This is a genomic window from Flavitalea sp., from assembly GCF_035489435.1.
In the GTDB taxonomy this organism is placed as follows: Bacteria; Bacteroidota; Bacteroidia; order Chitinophagales; family Chitinophagaceae; genus DATHKG01.
Genome location: NZ_DATHKG010000161.1, coordinates 42,164 through 62,084, shown reverse-complemented (window position 1 = coordinate 62,084; position 19,921 = coordinate 42,164). Strand labels below are relative to the sequence as shown.

Annotated in this window: 16 protein-coding genes; 7 read left to right on the top strand and 9 right to left on the bottom strand. The window is 41.1% G+C overall.

The window, feature by feature from the left end; translation table 11 throughout:
* The first annotated feature begins 165 nt into the window (after positions 1-165).
* Positions 166-1,656, top strand: coding sequence for a PQQ-dependent sugar dehydrogenase (locus tag VK664_RS24945; RefSeq protein WP_461401443.1), 1,491 nt, complete (start codon positions 166-168; stop codon positions 1,654-1,656).
* A gap of 71 nt (positions 1,657-1,727) precedes the next feature.
* Positions 1,728-2,585: a glycoside hydrolase family 16 protein gene (locus VK664_RS24940; RefSeq protein WP_461401442.1), complete on the top strand. Its 858-nt coding sequence runs from the start codon at positions 1,728-1,730 to the stop codon at positions 2,583-2,585.
* 30 nt (positions 2,586-2,615) lie between these two features.
* On the opposite strand, the gene VK664_RS24935 is transcribed toward VK664_RS24940, so the two are convergent.
* Positions 2,616-4,289, bottom strand: a complete 1,674-nt coding sequence (locus tag VK664_RS24935; protein ID WP_461401441.1) for a sensor histidine kinase — start codon at positions 4,287-4,289, stop codon at positions 2,616-2,618.
* 273 nt (positions 4,290-4,562) lie between these two features.
* On the opposite strand from VK664_RS24935, the gene VK664_RS24930 reads away from it, so the two are divergent.
* Positions 4,563-5,489 carry an ROK family protein gene (locus VK664_RS24930; protein ID WP_461401440.1) on the top strand — a complete coding sequence of 309 codons (927 nt, stop codon included), beginning with the start codon at positions 4,563-4,565 and terminating at the stop codon, positions 5,487-5,489.
* Positions 5,490-5,501: 12 nt separating this feature from the next.
* Positions 5,502-6,065 (top strand): D-sedoheptulose-7-phosphate isomerase, encoded by a 564-nt coding sequence (locus VK664_RS24925; protein ID WP_461401439.1) that lies wholly within the window; start codon positions 5,502-5,504, stop codon positions 6,063-6,065.
* A gap of 154 nt (positions 6,066-6,219) precedes the next feature.
* Here VK664_RS24925 and VK664_RS24920 read toward each other — a convergent pair whose 3' ends face one another.
* The 7 genes from VK664_RS24920 to VK664_RS24890 form a co-directional block, all read right to left on the bottom strand.
* Complete coding sequence (locus tag VK664_RS24920) at positions 6,220-6,570, bottom strand: four-helix bundle copper-binding protein (protein ID WP_461401438.1); 351 nt, start codon at positions 6,568-6,570, stop codon at positions 6,220-6,222.
* 93 nt (positions 6,571-6,663) lie between these two features.
* A complete protein-coding gene (locus VK664_RS24915) occupies positions 6,664-8,928 on the bottom strand; it encodes a multicopper oxidase family protein (RefSeq protein WP_461401437.1) in 2,265 nt (754 codons plus the stop codon).
* 68 nt (positions 8,929-8,996) lie between these two features.
* Positions 8,997-9,494 (bottom strand): DUF3347 domain-containing protein, encoded by a 498-nt coding sequence (locus tag VK664_RS24910; RefSeq protein ID WP_461401436.1) that lies wholly within the window; start codon positions 9,492-9,494, stop codon positions 8,997-8,999.
* Between the two features lie 167 nt (positions 9,495-9,661).
* Positions 9,662-9,877 carry a heavy-metal-associated domain-containing protein gene (locus VK664_RS24905; protein ID WP_461401435.1) on the bottom strand — a complete coding sequence of 72 codons (216 nt, stop codon included), beginning with the start codon at positions 9,875-9,877 and terminating at the stop codon, positions 9,662-9,664.
* Between the two features lie 86 nt (positions 9,878-9,963).
* Positions 9,964-12,225: a heavy metal translocating P-type ATPase gene (locus VK664_RS24900; RefSeq protein WP_461401434.1), complete on the bottom strand. Its 2,262-nt coding sequence runs from the start codon at positions 12,223-12,225 to the stop codon at positions 9,964-9,966.
* Between the two features lie 216 nt (positions 12,226-12,441).
* On the bottom strand, positions 12,442-13,011 hold the full coding sequence (locus VK664_RS24895) for a helix-turn-helix domain-containing protein (protein WP_461401433.1): 570 nt from the start codon (positions 13,009-13,011) through the stop codon (positions 12,442-12,444).
* Positions 13,012-13,121: 110 nt separating this feature from the next.
* A complete protein-coding gene (locus VK664_RS24890) occupies positions 13,122-13,688 on the bottom strand; it encodes a helix-turn-helix domain-containing protein (RefSeq protein WP_461401432.1) in 567 nt (188 codons plus the stop codon).
* Between the two features lie 205 nt (positions 13,689-13,893).
* On the opposite strand from VK664_RS24890, the gene VK664_RS24885 reads away from it, so the two are divergent.
* The 3 genes from VK664_RS24885 (at position 13,894) to VK664_RS24875 (ending at position 17,007) form a co-directional block, all read left to right on the top strand.
* On the top strand, positions 13,894-14,301 hold the full coding sequence (locus VK664_RS24885; RefSeq protein WP_461401431.1) for a BlaI/MecI/CopY family transcriptional regulator: 408 nt from the start codon (positions 13,894-13,896) through the stop codon (positions 14,299-14,301).
* Positions 14,302-14,316: 15 nt separating this feature from the next.
* The gene (locus VK664_RS24880; RefSeq protein WP_461401430.1) at positions 14,317-15,993 is read left to right on the top strand and encodes a M56 family metallopeptidase; all 1,677 of its coding nucleotides are present in this window, start codon (positions 14,317-14,319) and stop codon (positions 15,991-15,993) included.
* A 99-nt stretch (positions 15,994-16,092) separates the two neighbouring features.
* Entirely contained in the window at positions 16,093-17,007 is a 915-nt protein-coding gene (locus tag VK664_RS24875) for a hypothetical protein (protein ID WP_461401429.1), read from the top strand.
* Between the two features lie 252 nt (positions 17,008-17,259).
* On the opposite strand, the gene VK664_RS24870 is transcribed toward VK664_RS24875, so the two are convergent.
* Positions 17,260-19,851 (bottom strand): cation-translocating P-type ATPase, encoded by a 2,592-nt coding sequence (locus VK664_RS24870; RefSeq protein ID WP_461401428.1) that lies wholly within the window; start codon positions 19,849-19,851, stop codon positions 17,260-17,262.
* Positions 19,852-19,921 lie beyond the last annotated feature (70 nt).

Below are 19,921 nucleotides of genomic sequence, written 5' to 3'. Positions count from 1 at the left end.
GGGCGACTTCCTTCTGGAAAAGCCGGAGTGGTAATGCTTTTGAGAATGAAAGATCGGATTTTATTTTACTGTCTGAAGCTTCGCATGCGGAACGATTATGGTAACAATTTTAGCGGGTTTATTTGTCCGTACATTTTATTGTTATAAAATAATTAATCAACATTTATGCGTTTTAGTTTCTGCTTTTTCATTCTGAGTCTGCTCAGTTCATACATATTCGCACAATCACAAACTGGTATTAATCAATTCAGTAAAAAGATTATTACCGATCAACTGGAGGATCCCTGGACAATTATTTATGCTCCGGATAATCATTTATGGATCACCGAAGCCAAAGGTTACCGGGTTCTCAGGATTGATCCGCAAACCAGTCATCGCGATACTTTGGCTGACTTAAATAATCTAAGAAGTTTTTCAAGATATGATACCCTGAGCGATGAAATCGACGGAGGAAAGCCATGGCCCCAGGCTGGACTTATGGGAATGGCATTACACCCTGCATTCTTAAATGGGAAACCTTATGTGTATTTGGCATATTTATACGATTTCGAAGGAAAAAACCGGCCTGGTAAAGGCGAGAGTATTTTAGACGGCGGCTTTCATTTTCTAACCAGGATCGTGCGCTATCAATATGACAGTGCTAAACTGAAACTGATCGATCCGGTTACTATATGCGATTCTATTCCGGGATCTAATGATCACAATGGTGGAAGATTACTGATTGCAGATATAAATAACAAAGCTTACCTTTTTTATTCCGTGGGTGACATGGGTGCCGGTCAGTTCAAAAATGGTGGAAGACGGAACAATGCGCAGAATTCAGACAGTTATGAGGGAAAATTGCTGCGATTTGAAACCGAACCGTTGGTTTCAACTAACACAGCCGATGCCTGGATTCCGCAGGATAATCCATTCAAGGGCGAAAGAAAAAAGGCCATCTGGAGTCTGGGCCATAGAAATGCCCAGGGTTTAACGAAGTTACAAATTCAGGGAAAGGACCAGATTTATCTTGCCGAACACGGGCCTTTTTCTGATGATGAGATTAATATTATCAGCAGGGGTAGTAACTATGGGCATCCGTTGGTTATTGGTTATGCTGACGGGAATTATAACGGCCTTGCAGCAGGGGTTACAGAAGTGGACAGTTTGCCTGGGAAGTGGAACACAACTTATCCTCTCATCATCGATGAGGTTGCCAATGCAGGCAAAATTAAAAATTATGTCAATCCCTTGAAGAGTTTTTATCCTACAAGTAATAAGGAACTATTTTCGGTTGAAACCGGTATGCTTACAGGAGCTGTCAAGGACAAGGAATGGGAGTCTTTGGCTCCATCAGGCGTTACTTCTTACAACTCCGATGCTATTCCAGGCTGGAAATTTTCATTACTCGTAACCTCACTTAAACAAGGGAAGATTACCAGGCTGAAGTTGAATTCAGGGGGTACCAGGGTAGTTGCAGAAGAGGAACTTTTTAAGGGGAGCGGTCGCTACCGGGATATTTCAGTTTCTGCAGATGGAACAAAGATTTATATTATAACAGACAGGTCGGCGGTTACATCAGGTCCGACGGAAGGAAAGTCGGCGAACCAGGAATTAAGGGGTGCAATAATTGAATATACATATCTGAAACAGAACGGTGCCGGTGCAGCTAACTGATGAAAAGTATTTTGAAGTTGTATAGTTGAAGTTATATAGTTAGAAGTTATATAGTTAATTACCTTAGCCGGATGAAGACCTTGCTCAGAATTTTGTCGATACCAGCTCTTTCTATATTATTTGCAGGATGCCAGGCCGGCAAAAATTCTTCCGCTTTAGCTACGCCTTCGGTTGATGGTTATAAATTAGTATGGGCAGAAGAATTTAATAAAGCCGGCCGCCCCGACACTTCTGACTGGCGTTTCGAAAAAGGGTTTGTAAGAAATGAAGAAGCACAGTGGTACCAGGAAGACAATGCCTGGTGTGAAAACGGTAAGCTTATTATCGAAGCAAGAAAGGAACAGAGGCCCAATCCCCTGTTTAAAACTGATGGCAGTAGCTGGCGCAGCAAGAGATCAAATATCAACTATACATCTTCAAGTATCAATACCGCTGGCCACAAATCATGGCTTTATGGCCGTTTTGTTATGAGGGGGAAGATAAACATCAGCGCGGGTTTATGGCCGGCATGGTGGACTTTGGGTGTTTCCGGCAACTGGCCGGCCAATGGAGAAATCGACATTATGGAATATTATCGCAAAATGATTCTTGCGAATGTTGCCTGCCTGGGACCCGACAAAAAAGCTGAATGGTTCAGCGTTACAAAACCGGTTGACTCACTTGGTGGTACTGCCTGGGCTTCAAAATTCCACACCTGGAGAATGGATTGGGATGAGAATATAATTGCACTTTTTCTGGATGATGTTTTGCTGAATAAAGTGGAGTTGACGAAGCTTGTTAATAAAGACGGTTCAGGAATCAATCCCTTCAAACAACCACATTATATGCTGTTGAACCTGGCAATTGGCGGGATGAATGGAGGTAATCCTGACAGCACCTTGTTTCCAAACCGGTTTGAAGTTGATTATGTAAGAGTTTATCAAAAATGACAACTATAAAAACATCATGACTGCGCAGCCCTAAACCGGGAAATAAACATAAAAAGCAGATCCGACAGACAACTCGCTTCTGGCTGTTATATAGCCCTGGTGTGAATCCATGATCTTTTTACAAAGTGCGAGACCAATCCCTGTGCCGGAATATTCATGTTTCCCGTGTAAACGCTGGAACATAGAAAAGATAATTTTTTCATACCGTTGTTCAAAGCCAATGCCATTATCAATGAACTGAATTTCGAGATAATTGCCTTCCTGGATATTGTCAGGAATATCAATCATGTCTTTGGCAGAAACAAACCGGGAGCTTACCTGGATAAATGGTGGTCTTTCGCAATACTTCAAGGCATTTCCAATAATGTTAGAAAACAATTGATTGATCTGAAGTGGAATTGCTTTGATAACCGGGAGTTGACGAGTTTCCACCTTTCCGTTTTTTTCCTGAATCAAAAGTTCGAAGTCTTCAATAACATTCATCAGGATCGAGTTGAGATCGGTATCGGTTTTATCTTCACCATTTTTTGATATGCGGCTATAGTTTAAAACTGAGCGTATCAGCTCCTTCATACGATAGGCTGAGGAGTTTAGTTTGTTAAGGTATTTTGTAACTATAGTTTCATTATCTAAATTTTTCCCGATCACATCCGAGAATGTTTGAATTTTTCTGAGAGGTTCCTGCAGATCATGTGAAGCAACATATGCAAACTGTTCAAGTTCTGCATTCTGTGCTTCAAGTTCATGGAGGTATTCCTGCAATTTGTCCTCAGCTGCTTTTCTTTCAGTTAAGTCCCTGGTTACTTTTGAGAAACCAATTATCGTTTCGTCGTTTGCGTGAAGAGCAGTAATAACAATGCTACCCCAGAAGTGACTACCGTCTTTCCTGACACGCCAGCCTTCGTGCATTGCTTTTCCATTTAATGCAGCTTCCGCAAGCAATTTGTCAGGTAACTTTTCTTCCCGGTCTTTCGGGGTATAAAATATTTTGAAACTTTTGCCAATAATTTCCGCTGAAGTATAACCTTTTATCTTTTGTGCTCCAGCATTCCAATTCTCGATATGTCCCTCCGGGTTTAAAAGTATGATCGCATAATCTTCAACCTCTGCAATCATTTTTTGGTAACGTTCTTCGCTATTTCTTAACGCTTCATTCGTTTTTTTAAGCTCTTCCGTGAATGCGTTCAGCTGATCTTCGGCCAGCTTCTTTTCGGTAAGGTCAAGTGTTACTTTCGAAAAGCCGATGATTTCATTATTTTCATTATGCAAAGCGGTAAGAGCAATGCTTCCCCAGAACCGGGATCTATCTTTTCGTAAACGCCATCCCTCATTTGTTGCCCGGCCTGTCGAGACAGCTTCACTTATAAGTTTTTCAGGAAGACCGGATTGCCTGTCCTCAGGTAAATAAAACACCTGGAATGGCTGGCCGACTATTTCGGATTCCTTGTATTGTTTTATTTTTTCGGCGCCTTTATTCCAAGTGAGAACAATACCTTGTTTGTCCAGAAGAATTATGGCATAGTCCTGTACTTCCGCAACCATCCGATGAAATCTCTCTTCGCTCAATTTTAATTCCGAATAGCTCTTTTTCAGGACCTCGAGTTCGGACAGCTGATGATTTTCAAACAAAAAAGGTTGGGCAGGCGGTATTGTTTCAGCAGATGCTGATTTTTTTGTTGAATCAAATAATGAAATTTTTTTCATGTTTTCCTTTTCTGGCATTACATTATTTTACCTCTTTGAATCTCCCGGTTAATCTCGTGATAAAAAACGGGAATATTTATTAAAAATTATTTGGCCAAAATAAGGTTTGATACTTGCGAATGTAGTTCAGTAGCGGTACACGACAAAACTCTTCACCCCGGACCTGGCTACACAATCTCACAATCCTGCAAAGAAGAAGCCAGGCACTCAATTTCAAAATTTGAATTATGTAACTTGTTGCGGAGGTAAACGAATAAATTTTAATAACTAAGCTTGAAAAAGGAACTTTTTGTCGGAATTGAGATTGGAGGTACAAAACTCCAGATAGTATCAGGAAATGCAAATGGCCGGATTTTATCATCGTACCGGTTTGAAGTAATTGGCAACGAGGGAGCAGTGGGAATCCAACATCGGATTGAAGCCATCATGAAAGAACACTTTCTTGCCAGGGTCGCCGCAATAGGCATTGGTTTCGGTGGCCCGGTCAACCGGATTACCGGGCAGATAGCTACCTCGTTCCAGGTTGAGGGATGGTCGGGTTTCCCTATTAAGGATTGGCTTGAAACAATAACTGATTGCCCCGTCCGGGTTGATAACGACGCAAATGTTGCAGCACTGGGAGAAGCAACTTTCGGTGCCGGGAAGGGTTATAACCCTGTATTGTACATTACACTTGGATCCGGGGTGGGAGCAGGGCTGGTAATCGATGACAAAATTTATCATGGCATTTTGCCCGGTGAGTTGGAGATAGGTCACCTGAGAATGGATAAAGCTGGGATTACTCTTGAAGCCTGTTGTTCAGGTTGGGCAGTAGACAGGAAAATCAGGGAAGTTGTCGCGAATTATCCAGGAGGGATCTTATCGGAATTAGCCGGAAGCGATCAAAAAGGGGAAGCAAAGTATTTAAAAGCCGCTGTGGATGCCAATGATCCCAGGGCCATGCTCATTTTTGATGAAACCATGGATAACCTTGCTTTCGGTCTTTCCCATGCAATACATCTTTTACACCCGGAAGTGGTCATACTCGGAGGAGGTCTTTCGTTGATTGGCGAGCAATTAATTAACGCGGTAGCTGAAAAATTGCCATCTTACCTGATGAAGGCTTTTGTACCCGCACCAATTATTACTTTATCAGCACTCAAGGAGCAGGCAGTGCCGGTGGGCGGCCTTATATTAGCAAGTCAATTAAAAAATCAATGATAATTTTAATTTATGCACGATTATTTGTCAGCCTATATAAATAGTCAACAGGATGCACTCGCAGCAATTCCGTTGGATTCTGTGGAAGTTTTAATAACGAAGATTCATGAAAGCTGGAAGCAGGATCGCCAGTTGTTTGTTATAGGTAATGGTGGAAGTGCAGCAAATGCTTCACATTTTGTTACGGATCTTGGTAAGAGTGCTTCTGATGCCATGGGGAAGCCATTCAGATGTATGTCGTTAAATGATAATGTAAGCTGGTTGACGGCAATTGGAAATGACTATGCTTACCATGAAGTGTTCTCCAGGCAACTGTTAAATTTTGCACGACCGGGGGATACATTATTTGTGCTTAGTGTCAGCGGCAGTTCGCCAAATGTGGTTACTGCAGTAGAATGGGCAAAAAATAACGGCGTTTATGTTATTGCTCTCACAGGGGGCAAAAGGGGTAAACTTGCCGAACTTGCAGATTTTACAATAGTGATCAATTCTACTCATTATGGCCGGGTGGAAGATGCTCAAATGGGCATTTGCCACATGATTTGCTATTCTTTTATCGAAGGGATGGTGAAATAACCCGTTCCCAATTGTACGTATTTAACCCCGCTTTTTTACAAAGAATTTTCTCCTCCCAGGGCTGGTATAGTAATTATGTATACAATGTTTTAGGACACCGGCGCTATAATCATTCACTGGCGCCGGAATTTTTAGGCAAGCCCTGATTTGATATTCAAGGTAAGGCAGCGACGCCAGCCATTTCGCGACATTCTTTAGCACAATGGTGACAACTACGTGCACAGACCTGGCAATGTTCGGCATGCCGGTGATGTTCGCATTCCGTGGCGCAGGCTTCACACATGTCGGCACAGATACGGCAAAGTTCCATAGACTTATCTGATCCGAGGCTAAGCAACTGCCCTGTTGCATAACAAATTGCCGCGCATTCCATATCTAACTGGATGCACCGGGCCATCATTTTTACATCTTCTTCCTGGGTGCATGCAGATGCGCAGTAATTACAGATTGCTGCACATCTTAGGCAGGCTTCAATACAGCTTTGATAATTATGAAATCTTTCCATAAATAAAGGGTTTTCTGATAAACACTCCAAGAACGTGCCGGTGATAGTTAGTAATCTCAGCAAAGGCACGATTAAGGTTGCAAACAGATATTATCAATAAGTAAGGGTGATGCCCCCGGCCAATCCCATATCACTATCATAGTGAGTCGAAATTGAAAAATACTTTGTCATGATATACCTCAGGCCCGTCATAAATTCCTTATCTGAATTTACAAAAAAGTTGAATCTTAATCTCTTGCTCACCGCAAGATCTTCTCTTCCCAGTTGAAGGCGCACCCTGCCGTCGGTATCTATTCTTGCATCAGCTTTAACCAGCATAGGCAAAGTATATTGAATACCAAAACAAAGTGCAGCTCTTTGATCTTTTGTATTGACCTGGCCAAAGAGATTTTTTTCAGCTTCTTCCTGTCTTCTATAACGCCAGTCAAATCCGATATATGGCATCAGCCATTGATTTCTGCCAATTAGCCGGCCAATATGCGTTTCACTTTCGTATCCTTTGTTGCGGTTTAAACCAAGGCGCCATTCGGTTTGCAGCACCCATCTTGTACTATTAAAAGCAATTTCTCCGTCACTTCCATTGCTTTCGAGGCCAACCTGGGCATAAGCATAAAATCTCCTGTCATCCTGGTAAACTTTTCGCAGATTCTGTTTAAATGTATCACCAGGTAAAATTGCATCCTGTTTCAAATTTGGAACATGTTGAACCGCTGGCGGCTGGGTTATACCTGAAGATAATTGGTGATTTATTTCCGCATCAGCATAATTGAACAAACGTCCCATACCTGCCATCATATGATATAGAATATGACAATGAAAGTACCAGTCCCCACGGCTCTCAGAAGCATTAAATTCGATGGTATCGGTTTCCATCGGCATGATATCCAATACGGTTTTCAATGGTGAATATTCGGCTTGACCATTCACCACTCTAAAAAAATGTCCATGTAAATGCATAGGGTGTCGCATCATCGAATTATTATAGATGATCATCCTGATGTTCTCACCTTTGCGGATAAGTATCTTGTCTGTTTCAGAAACGGTTTTGTTGTTGATCGTCCACACATATCGGTTCATGTTGCCTGTTAGTTCGAATCTCATTTCACGGGTGGGACCAGCGGGTAGGGTAGTTGGTTCAGGCGATTTCAGCATAGCATAATTTAAGGTTGTGATGTTTGCATTGCTGTCAACTATTTCAGGATACATTACTGTATTCATGTCCATTTGCTGGAGGCTCATGTTCATCCCCATGTCGTTCATAGTGCCGTCCACATTCATCATGCCATTCATCATTTTCATCCCCTCGAAATATTTCAAACGCGCGAGCGGATTGATTGAGTGCCTGGTTCCGTCACCTATCCATAAGCTTGTATTATTGGTTCGGTCCTCGGAAGTTGCATTGAATTCGTAGCTGCCCTTGTCAGGAATAGTAACCATTACATCATATGTTTCGGAAACACCTATTATCAAACGGTCAACTTCAACTGGTTCTACATCCTTTCCGTCCGTGGCTATTACTTTCATTTTGCCGCCTGAATACTGTAACCAGAAATAAGTGGATGAACTTCCGTTGATGATACGCAGGCGTACCTTATCGCCTGGTTGAAACTGCTTAGCTTCATCTTCCCGTTTTCCATTAGTGGTAAAAAGATCATAATACACATCACTTACGTCCATGGCCATCATGCGTTTCCACTCATTCTTAATCTTAGTATTAAATCTCTTCTCTTTTATTGCCTGCAGATAATCCTGTGTTGCGTTTTTCCTGATAGCATACCAGTCTGTTGCATTGTGCAAAGAACGTTCGACCTGTTCAGGTTTTTCATTAGTCCAATCGCTTAATAACACTGTGTACTCGTTAGCCGCTAAGGCTTTTTCTTTCTTATGAATAATAAAAGCACCGTACATGCCGGATTGTTCCTGTAACATGGAATGTGAATGATACCAGTATGTGCCGTTTTGAACTATCGGGAATCTATAAACAGCTGTAGTATGTCCTTTCACTGGTGCTGTAGTAAGATAGGGGACACCATCCTGATCATTGGGTAAAATAAGTCCATGCCAATGTATAGATGTTTCCATGTGCATCAGGTTATGGACATGGATCTCTGCGCTGTCTCCCTCGGTAAAATGAAGTGCCGGCGCCGGAATCTGGCCGTTGATAGCAATAGCCTTTACACTTTTACCAGTGTAATTAACAACGGTATCTGTTACATAAAGATGATAGATAACCTTGTTTCCTTTTCTATTCATGAATCCCTGGCGTTCCTGTACCGCATGTTTAGCGCCGGACATCGGATGCTGACCACTGGCATTCAATGAAAGTAATATCAACAACGGTATTAGTAAGTTATTCATAAAACAAAATAAGTATCATCATAACTTTAAGAATTATCATATCTTTTTCCGCTCTTTTTCCGCGGTACCTATTTCAGAGTTTCGCTTATGTTACCACAGGTTAACATGCTGCTTCCATAATATGGATTCTTTATTTGTTCAAAAGAGCTTATCCAATAGGCTTTTTTCATTGGACAATACTTGATATAAGCAGGCTTCAATTGTCGTTGGGTTTTAATTAAAGTAATTACCGATTCCGATAGTGCCTGGAATGCGGCCCGCTGTTTTACAAGATCCAGACTGCCCGCTATAGTGTTTGCATCAGCCTGTATTTTCTGTTGTAAAGCGTTTGCATTGGCCGCCTGATTCATTCCTGACTTATTATCAGGCAATTTTTTTAACACGGTTGAAATTTGCTTTGCAGCATTTGCAGCGCTTTTTGCATTGCTGTTTACTAAAGCATCTTTGATATTATAGTATTGTTCGAGCAAGGTCGCTGTTGTTGCAGAACTGTCCTGGCTCAAAGATGCCGCTGGTATTGTAAGCAGGGTCGCACCTGCTAACAACAAAGTCATTATTTTTTTCATGATAGCTAAGTTTATTATGCAAATCTAGCAGATCCGGGGCTGGAGCTTGTTATACTTTAATGGATTAAGGTTATAAGATTTTATATGACCTTATTTTTATTGAGGCCCGAAAAAATAAAATCCCTTTTCGGGATTTTATTTTAGCCGGTCTAAGAAGGAAATAAATTTTAACTGACTCGTTCAGCCTTATAACCTGTTGATTCTATCGCTTTCAAAAGTTGGGCTTCGTTGACTGTTTGCTGTGGATCAATAGTCAGAAATTTTTCGGGCGCCTGCAGATCAATCTGCCAGTTATCTTTTCCTATATTTTCATCTAAGACCGGAGCGACCATAGCTACACAACCTGAGCATTTTATTGTTGTTTTGAATTTTAGCTTTTGCATTTTAATATTTATTTTTAAAAGATTTTATTGTTGTTTATTGATACATTGCGTCAGCTTTTATACAATAACAGGTATCATTATCTTAATTACAATTTGGTGAGCTTTAGTCTTAAGCTATTGCCAACCACACTTAGGGAACTAAGCGCCATCGCAGCTCCGGCTATCATGGGATTCAAAAGAAAGCCATTAACCGGGTAAAGAATCCCCGCGGCCAGCGGTATGCCAATGATATTATAGATAAAGGCCCAGAACAGGTTCTGTCGGACTGCCCGTACTGTTCTTTTTGATAGCTTCAGCGCTTTTGGGATGCTGTTCAGATCTGAACTAATCAGGGTAATTTTTGCAACATCAATAGCGATATCTGATCCTTTGCCCATAGCAATACTCAGGTCGGCCTGGGCCAGCGCCTGTGAATCGTTAATGCCATCACCAACCATAGCGACAACCTTCCCCTGTTCCTGTAAAGATTTGATAAAACGCGCCTTATCGTCGGGCATCATTTCGGCTTTGAAATCTTTTAATCCTGCCTCAGCGGCTACTGCGCTTGCGGTCTGCATATTATCACCTGTCAGCATGTAAACCTCCAGGCCTTTATTCAATAAGGATTGAATGGCTTCCCGTGATGTTCTTTTGACTTTATCTGCAATGACAGCAATCCCAACCAGGTGTTGATCTTCAGCGAACAGGACTACAGTGTTGCCTTTAGACTGCAAGTCTGATATTTCATACGAAGATAATTCGGCGATAAATACACCAAGATCATTCATGAGTTTAAGATTGCCAATGCTATAATTTTTTTCCTGGTAGTTCCCTGTGATCCCATTCCCCGTTATGCTTTTGATATCTTTAAAAGTTACCGGTGCGATGGTTTCATCATTTAGATATTTGACTACAGCCTCAGCAAGCGGATGTTCAGAATTTGCTTCAAGTGAGCGGAGTATGGATAACAGATGCTGCTTTCGATTTTCAGCTAGTATTCTGAGGGCAACCACGGCCGGCTTGCCCTCAGTAATTGTACCTGTTTTATCGAGAACAACTGTATCAATCTTATAGGCTGATTCAAGACTCTCAGCATCTTTAATAAGAATATTGTTTTCCGCACCTTTGCCGATACCAACCATGATAGCAGTAGGTGTGGCTAAGCCCAAAGCACAGGGACAGGCAATCACAAGTACCGTAAGTGCACTGAGCAAGCCATGAGTAAAGGCATTATTTTCACCCAGTATCATCCACATTGCGAATGTCAGCAAAGAGATGCCAATAACAACTGGCACGAAGATCCCGGCTATTTTATCAACAAGTTGCTGAACGGGTGCCTTGCTTCCCTGCGCGTCCCGGACCATTTTTATTATCTGAGCCAGCACAGTGTCTCCGCCAACTTGTTCCGCTTTGAAACGGATGCTGCCTTTTTGATTGATAGTACCTGCAAACAATTTTGCATTCCCCGTTTTTAGAACCGGTACAGGCTCTCCACTGATCATACTTTCATCTACATAAGATTCACCGCTTATCACTATGCCATCGACAGGTATCTTTTCACCAGGTTTAACCAACAAAGTATCTCCAACCTTTACCACTGATATTGGGACCTCCATCTGATGGCCGCCTTCGTGTATTATTGTCACGGTTTTCGGTTGTAAGCCTATTAGTTTTTTCAGGGCCGAAGAAGTATTCGATTTAGCTTTCTCTTCCAGGAGTTTTCCAAGCGAAATAAATGTAATGATTACAGCAGCAGCCTCGTAATAAACATGCGGATGCAGGCCGCGCAGATGCCAGAACCGGGGATATATAGTATTGAACAAGCTAAAGAAAAATGCCACCCCGGTACTTAACGCAACAAGGGTATCCATATTCGCTTTTCTATATTTAGCTAGTTTAGCAGCATTGACAAAGAAGCTTCTGCCAAAATAAAAAATAACCGGGGCAGATAGTATCATCATTATCCAGTTGCCAAACGGAACATCCATAAAAAACATACCGATTGTTACGACGGGTGCAGATAATATTGCGGTCCATACTGTTCTTGTTTTTAATTCCCGGTAACGTTTCGATTGGGCGTCTGTTTGAATCTGTTCTTTGTTCTCTGTATCGATCACCAGGTCGTAACCAATTGAACGGACTGTGTTTTGCAAATCTGCTTTAGTTACAACTCCGGGATTATATTCAACCCAGGCAATTTGATTCACAAAATTTACACCGGCATCTTTTACTCCATCTTTCGATTTCAACATCGATTCCACGCTTATCGCACAGGCCGCACAGGACATTTCTAAAACTGGAAAGGTTTCTTTTATCATTCCTTCGTTAACTGCCTGTCTTTTGTTTTGAATTGAAATTGTACTGTTCATTTATTCATCTTTTGTTGTATTGTACTCATATTGATTATTTCCGACCTGTTTACAAAGTTCGGAAAGGCAGGCGGGATGATTATTATACTTTAAAGTATAAGTTGTATATAATTTTATGATCACAAATGATCAACCTTAATCATCAGCACAAATTATCAGTACAAATTATCAGTACAGATTGAAACCTGGAATCCGGGAAGAGTTAGTAATCGGGAATTAAAGTTGCCGGTTATGAATGTGTTGAATTCGCGTTAACTCCTTAAATGCAGACGGAGTCAGGCCCGTAATGCTATTAAATTGTTTGGAGAGATGTGATACGCTGCTGAACCCAAGCGCAAAAGAGATATCGGTAATTGTTTTATTTGTGGTTGTAAGCAGAGATTTTGTTTTTTCAATTCTATATTGAAGAATAAATTTTTCAATTGTGGTGTTTTCAACCGTCAAAAATATCGTTGAAATGTTTTCATACGCGAGGTTTAATTTATCAATTGCCAAACGGGAAAAGTTGAAATTGGGTTCAAAGACGAATTTACCTGAATAAACTTCTTCGACAAGCTCCTTTAACTCGTGGACCAATCTCTCTTTCCTGTTTTGGAGAAGACTGAAGCCAAGGTTCTGCAGGCGCTCATCAACAAGACGGTAATTTATCGGAGTCCCGGTTTCTATGATTGCTTCACCCAGTGAAATTTGACTTACTGCTAATGACAGATCCTGCAGTAATTCACGAACTGATTCAATACACCGTTCGCAAACCATTCCTTTTATATAAAGCTTTTGCTGTTCCATTGATTGGTGTTTTGCAAATTGCAAAATAACATATCATTGGATTTCCTTTGTTATATGATTGTGACTGCGATTTATATAATTATGCGGATAATTAATTGAGGTTGATTTAATTAATCATGGAGTTTGTCAAGAGGTTTTCGTTTATTTTCTTTCAGATTTTTGAAATGTGAAGGCGTTAATCCTGTAATTTTCTTAAACTGCTGTGAGAGATGCTGAACGCTGCTATATCCCATTTTATCTGCGATCTGGCTAAGACTTAATTCATCATACATCAATAATTCCTTCGCTTTTTCGATTCGTTGAAGGATAGTATATTTTTCTATGGTGATTCCTTCTACCGAGCTAAAAAGGGTAGTGAGATAATGATAGTCCAGCTCCAGTTTATCTTCCAGTACGGCTGATAATTTGAAGTTTAACTCGTTTTCATTGTAGTGTACCAGCGAGACAATGGTATTTTTTATTTTTTCGACAATGCGGGACTTTTTATCATCAAGTATTTCAAATCCCGCCTGCTGAAGATTATCGCTTAGTCTTTCCAATTTGTCCTTAGATAATCCGGTGGTTAGTTCAATTTCTCCCAACTGAATATCCTTATACTGAATGCCCTCTGCTTCCAATTCCCGGCGAATTGCCGTGATACAACGTTCACAAACCATATTCTTAATGTAGAGATGCATAATGTTTAGTTCGTTCAAAAATATAGGATTGGTGTCAGCGTCACTGCATAATTAGTCTTAAATATTACTATTAAACCATTTCCAGGGGTTAAGGGGATCCATTAAAGAAAAATTATCGCTGATGGGTGACTACAGGCAATTCTTAAAATTTTCAAAAAATGGTATTAGTATTTGGAACGTACGTTTTAAATCGTACCTTAGGTTTATGAAGGAGCTGAAGAACGAAAAAAATCAGGAACCCGTGCCAACCAAAACTGAGATGGACGTCTTGCAGATACTATGGAGCCATGGTCCATCCACTGTGCGTTTTGTTCATGATATCCTTAATACTCAGAAGGAAGCGGTACAATATACTTCTACATTAAAACTAATGCAGGTCATGGTTGAGAAAAGTATGCTTGCCCGCGATGAATCGAGTATGAAACATATTTACCGGCCTTTGCTGGAAGAAGAAAAAACAAAGGGTTTTATGTTGGGCCGGTTCCTTGATTCGATGTACAATGGCTCGGTCAGCAACCTGGTTCTTGCCTTGCTCGATAATGAAAAAACATCAAAAAAGGAACTTCAGCTATTGAAGGATCTTGCAAAAAAACTGTCAGACGATAAACAATAATTGTAATCTTAAGATATGAGCGCAGCTTTCATTGATAATTTATTGCATAGCCTAAGCTGGACGTTTATCCATTCCCTTTGGCAGGGGTTGATACTCACGATTCTTGCGGGTATCGTGATTTATTGCACAAGAAAGGTTTATGCATCGGTACGTTATGGCATACTTTCCATCCTGTTTTTTCTTTTTATTGGTGCTGTTAGTACCACCTTCATGATTGAATGGAACACGGGTACAGTAACATCCCCGGGATTACGGATGCTGGAAAACCTGGCAGATACAAAACTGCTTTTCAATCAGTCGATATTTGGCCAGTATTATATAACGCTGGTAGTATTTCTAAATGCAAACGCTCAATGGATAGTTTCTGCCTGGCTGATCGTTCTTCTTTTTAAGTCGGCCAGTATAATAGTGGATCTGTTCTATGTTCATAAATTGCGGAATCAAAATCTTTTTTCGCCTTCTCGTGAATGGCAATCAAAATTTCACCTGTTAAGTGAGCAGCTGGGTATCAGGAAAAAGATTGCTTTTATGGAGTCGGCATTAGTAAAAATACCTGCTGTTGTTGGATATTTTAAACCTTTAGTCTTGATCCCTGCGGGAGTTCTTACACAACTCCCGGCCGGGGAAGTAGAATCCATATTGCTTCATGAACTGGCGCATATCCGGCGTCATGACTATTTGGTAAACTTCATTCAACGCGTGGCTGAACTGATATTTTTCTTTAATCCCGGACTGTTATGGGTTTCTTCTCTTCTTCGTATTGAAAGAGAAAATTGTTGTGATGACCTGGTCATATCTACCACAGGAAATAAAGCTGAGTATCTCAATGCAATCATAAGTTTCAAGGAACATTCAATGAAACAATCGGGTTATGTGCTTGGGCTGTTTGGAAAACAAAACCTTTTGCTTCAACGAATGATCCGTCTCGTTCATCATAAGAACAGGATTTTGTCGCCTGTTGAATTCGTTTTTTTTATCACAAATATTGTCATTTTTGTTTTGCTCTTATCAGCGATGCAAAAGCCGGAAATATTAAATTCGGTAGTTTCAACACCTGTTAAGCTATCTGCTGAACCGTTGACATCTTTCGCAGGGAACCATGCTGCAGATGCGCAAACGATAATCAGCCAGGAACTCAATCCTGGAACCCGGGAACCTTCTCAAAAATTGAGTCGCCGGCCTGCAGGTAAAAGAGGATCTCAAAAAACAACAATTTTTGAGGACCAATCATCCAGCAATGAAAAAATATTACAGATCCAGGAACATTCAAATACAAATGAGTTGCTTTCTGAATTGACTCAGCAACGAATAGATGCAGGTCAATTCCTCCAGGATGAATATCTTAAACAAATAAACAAAGATCAATTTGCAGCAAGCAACAGCAAGGACAGGGAATTACTTGAAGAAATGTTTAAGCAGGCCGACAATGATTTGATACAATCTAAAATACTGAAATTACAGCTTGATAAGGATCGTGCCCAGGCAGAAAGAGATCGTCAACAAGCTCAAAAAGACAGGCTTCAGGCCGAAAAGGATCGTCAACAAGCTGAAACTGACAGGATCATCGCAGACAGAGATCGGGAACAGGCGGATATTGATAGAATGCATGCTGAAAAAGACAAAGTAAGCGCAAAACTGGACAGGGTTAAAAAGAACAGCTCAAAAGCTGAGATTGATAGAAAAAGAATTTGAAACCCTAACCGATTTTTCCAACAGTTTAACACATGAGACAAATTCGCTTAATAGCGAACAGGCATCGTTTTGCCCAATTCTTACATAAAAAAATACAAAATGAAAATGAAATTATTATTGACGGCTTTGCCCATTTTAGCCCTGCTCCTACAGGTTAGCCCTGCGGGGGCACAACAGAAAACAGTAACCCAGAAAAAAGAAACCAGGTCTTCTATAAATCTCAGAAGTGTTACCACGGACGAGTCGGGTGAGACTATGATTGATTACCAGGATGACGGCCATCGCCATAAGATAAGGATGAAGGGATCCAAAATCGTTGAGATGAATATTGATGGTAAAAAAATTCCTGAAGAAGATTTTTCTAAATATGATGCGACAGTAAAAAAGATCTTGTTACAGGTTGAAAAAGATCGTGAACAGGCAGATAAGGACCGCGTACAAGCAGAAAAAGACCGTCAGCAAGCCGACCGCGATCGTGACCAGGCTGACCTGGATCGTAACCAGGCTGATAAAGACAGGGAACTAGTGGAAAAGCAGCGCGAACAAGCGGAAGAGGATCGGCAGAGGGCCGATGAGGATCGCCAAAGAGCAGTGCAGGATAAAAAACAGGTTCAAAACGAACGCGAGCAGATTGAACAGGACCGCATCCAGGTAACCAAAGACAGGGAGCGCGCATCAATGGATAGGAAACAAGCTGAAAAGGATAGAGAGCAGGCGGGCCATGATCGTGATCAGGCAGTAGAGGATCGTAAGCAAGCCGAACTTGATCGTAAGCAGGCAAATGAAGATCGAAAATTATTAGAGGGGATGATAAATGATGTTGTGAGGGAAAAGATTGTTGATAACAAAGAAGCAGTTAAGTCTTTAATACTGGACGAAACAGCGTTAACAGTAAACGGGGTTAAACAGAATGACAGCCTTCATAATAAATTCAAAACAAAGTATCTGAAAAAAAGTGGTGGCCGGATCAGCTACAAAAACTCTGGTGGATCTAAGGGAGTCTCGATTGATTGATTTTCCGCTTTTGGATAATAATGTAAACAATCTAAATAGCCGCGGAATATGATAAACCCCTCCGAATAACCAATTATTCCCGATATGAAAAAAACTTTCCCAAAATGGAAACAAAATAAATCGACCTTATTTTGAAACCATCGCTGACATTGAGTTTCATAGTTGGCACATTGTTGGGATATAACTAATCGGTTTTTCATAGGATATTGGATTTTAAACACGGCCTGGGTTTCTACCCGGGCTTTTATTATTTCAGGAGATTGTAGCCAACACGGATATTTTGCTTCCATTGTTTTTTGGCCTGGTAATATATTTTAATAATTCAAGAATCAATACTGAGGCAACTGTCACAAGTAGTATTACACTCATCAGGTTCCAATCAATGTATGCTGTTTTGAAAATCGGTTGAAGGTCCGGTATGTAAACGATCAATAATTGCAAAACAACAGTTAAGATAATCGCGCCCCAGAGTCCCCGGTTTGAAAATAGTTCAATTCTAAACATCGAGTGATAGATTGAACGTACAGATAATGCATTGCCCAGTTGCATAAAACACAAACCGGTGAATACTGCGGTTTGTTGGGTCCTGCTATCATAACCTTCTTTAATTGTAAACCATTGAAGAAAAATGGCTGCAGCTGCCATGATGATACCTGTAAATATTATCCTTGGGACAAGGCCCCCTGCAAATAAATTTTCTCCCGGTGGCCGTGGTGGACGGGTCATTATATCTTTTTCTGCAGGTTCGCCAACCAGGGCAAGTCCGGGTAAACCATCAGTAACCAGGTTTATCCATAATATGTGGATAGGGAGCAGGGGAATGGGAAGTCCTATTATTGGCGCAAAAAAGATGGTGAGTATCTCTCCGAAATTGCAGGCTAATACATAAAGAATAAATTTCCGGATATTGTCATAAATCCTTCGCCCCTCCTTTACGGCTTTTACTATAGTGGCAAAATTATCGTCGAGCAGGATCATGTCTGCGGCTTCTTTAGTAACGTCAGTTCCGGTTATTCCCATGGCAATTCCTATATCTGCCTGTTTTATTGAAGGGGCATCATTTACTCCATCACCGGTCATTGCTACGAACTCACCATTTAATTGTAAAGTTTTAACAATATTGAGTTTTTGTTCAGGCGAAACCCGTGCATACACCAGGATATTTCTGACCTGGCTTTTAAATTCATCATCGCGCATTTGTTGAAGTTCCGCACCTGATTTTACGTTCATTGATTTTTCTTCAATCATTCCCAGTCTTTCTCCAATGGCCAATGCGGTGAGCGGTTGATCACCCGTTATCATTACCGTTTTTATACCTGCTGTTTTACATTGCCTGATTGCTTCTATCACTTCCAGCCTCGGGGGATCAATCATGGCTGCCATTCCAAGGAAATCAAGACCGGATTCCATGGTTTCTGTTATCTGACCTGGATTTTGATCGAATATTTTATACGCAAAAAATAGTACTCTTAGCCCTTCTGTAGCCCATTCGCGGTTCAGATCAAGGAGGCCGGGAACCTGATCTTTGTATCGTGGTGAAAATAACTCTGCTATTTTACCTGGCGCACCTTTGACGAACAGGATCCATTTGCCCTCATGTTCGTGCAAGGTGCTCATACGCATTCTTACTGAATCAAAGGGAAGTTTTGCGACAGGCAGGAATTTGTTGCCGGCTTCTTCTTTGGTTTTTCCCTTTGTAATAGCGTACTTAACCAGTGCGGTTTCTGTTGAGTCGCCTAACAGATCATTATCTGCTGAAAACCTCACTTCATTATTAAGCAGCATAGCATAAGTGAACAGATCTTCCCTTTCAGATGCGGCCTTTGTTTTTTCAACAGTCATCACGTTCTGCGTAAGCGTTCCTGTTTTATCACTGCATATATAAGTAACCGAACCTAAGGTTTCAACAGCAGGTAGTTTTCGCATGAGGGCATTTTGTTTCACCATCCTTCTTGCCCCGTTTGCGAGTGCTATGGTGATAACAGCAGGTAAAGCCTCGGGCAGGGCTGCAACAGCTAATGACAGTGCTGTGAGGAACATTTCAAATATCGGTTCGCCCCGGTACAATCCAAAGCCAAAAACGATAACACAAATAATAATAACAATAACCGCAAGTTGCCTGCTGAAAACCGCTAGTCGTTTCTGAAGTGGTGTTTTTTGAATTCCGACCTCCAGCAAGCCGGCTATTTTTCCTATCTCTGTTTGCATCCCTATAGCAGTAACCACGGCTTTGCCTGAACCATTGCTCACTATAGTGCCTTTGAAAACCATATTATGCTGATCGCCCGGAACGAGATCAGGTTCCTGGATTTGATCTGTGATTTTTTCAATTGAGTGACTTTCCCCGGTTAGCGATGCTTCATCAGTTTTTAGCGCATTCACTTCAAGTAACCTGGAATCAGCAGGAACAATATCACCGGCTTCCAACAAAATAATATCGCCTGCCACTAAATCCTTCGCTTCCTTTTTCATTGGCAGCCCATTACGCAAAACGACTGTGGACTGGGCCACCATTTTCTGAAGCATCCTGACAGACTTCTCAGCGTTGTATTCCTGGGAATAACCCATCCAGGCGTTTGCTATGATGATAGCCAGTATTACAAAAGCATCAGTGTGTTCGCCTGCAACAAATGAGATTGCTGCCGCAATGATCAGAATGAGGATCATTATATCCGCAAATTGGGAGATGAGAATGGCCAGGCGGCTTTTTTGTTTGGCATCTGCAAGGACATTATACCCGGATTTTTTTTGTAATCTTTTTACGTCATCGTCCTTTAAGCCGATTGGTGAAGTTTGTAATTGCTGTAATACTTCTTCTTTTGTCAGTTGATAGTAGAGCGCCATGTTGTTTAGACTTCAGGTATCAAATTAAGAAATGCCTGAACATATTACTCAGAATTTATCAACGAGGTTG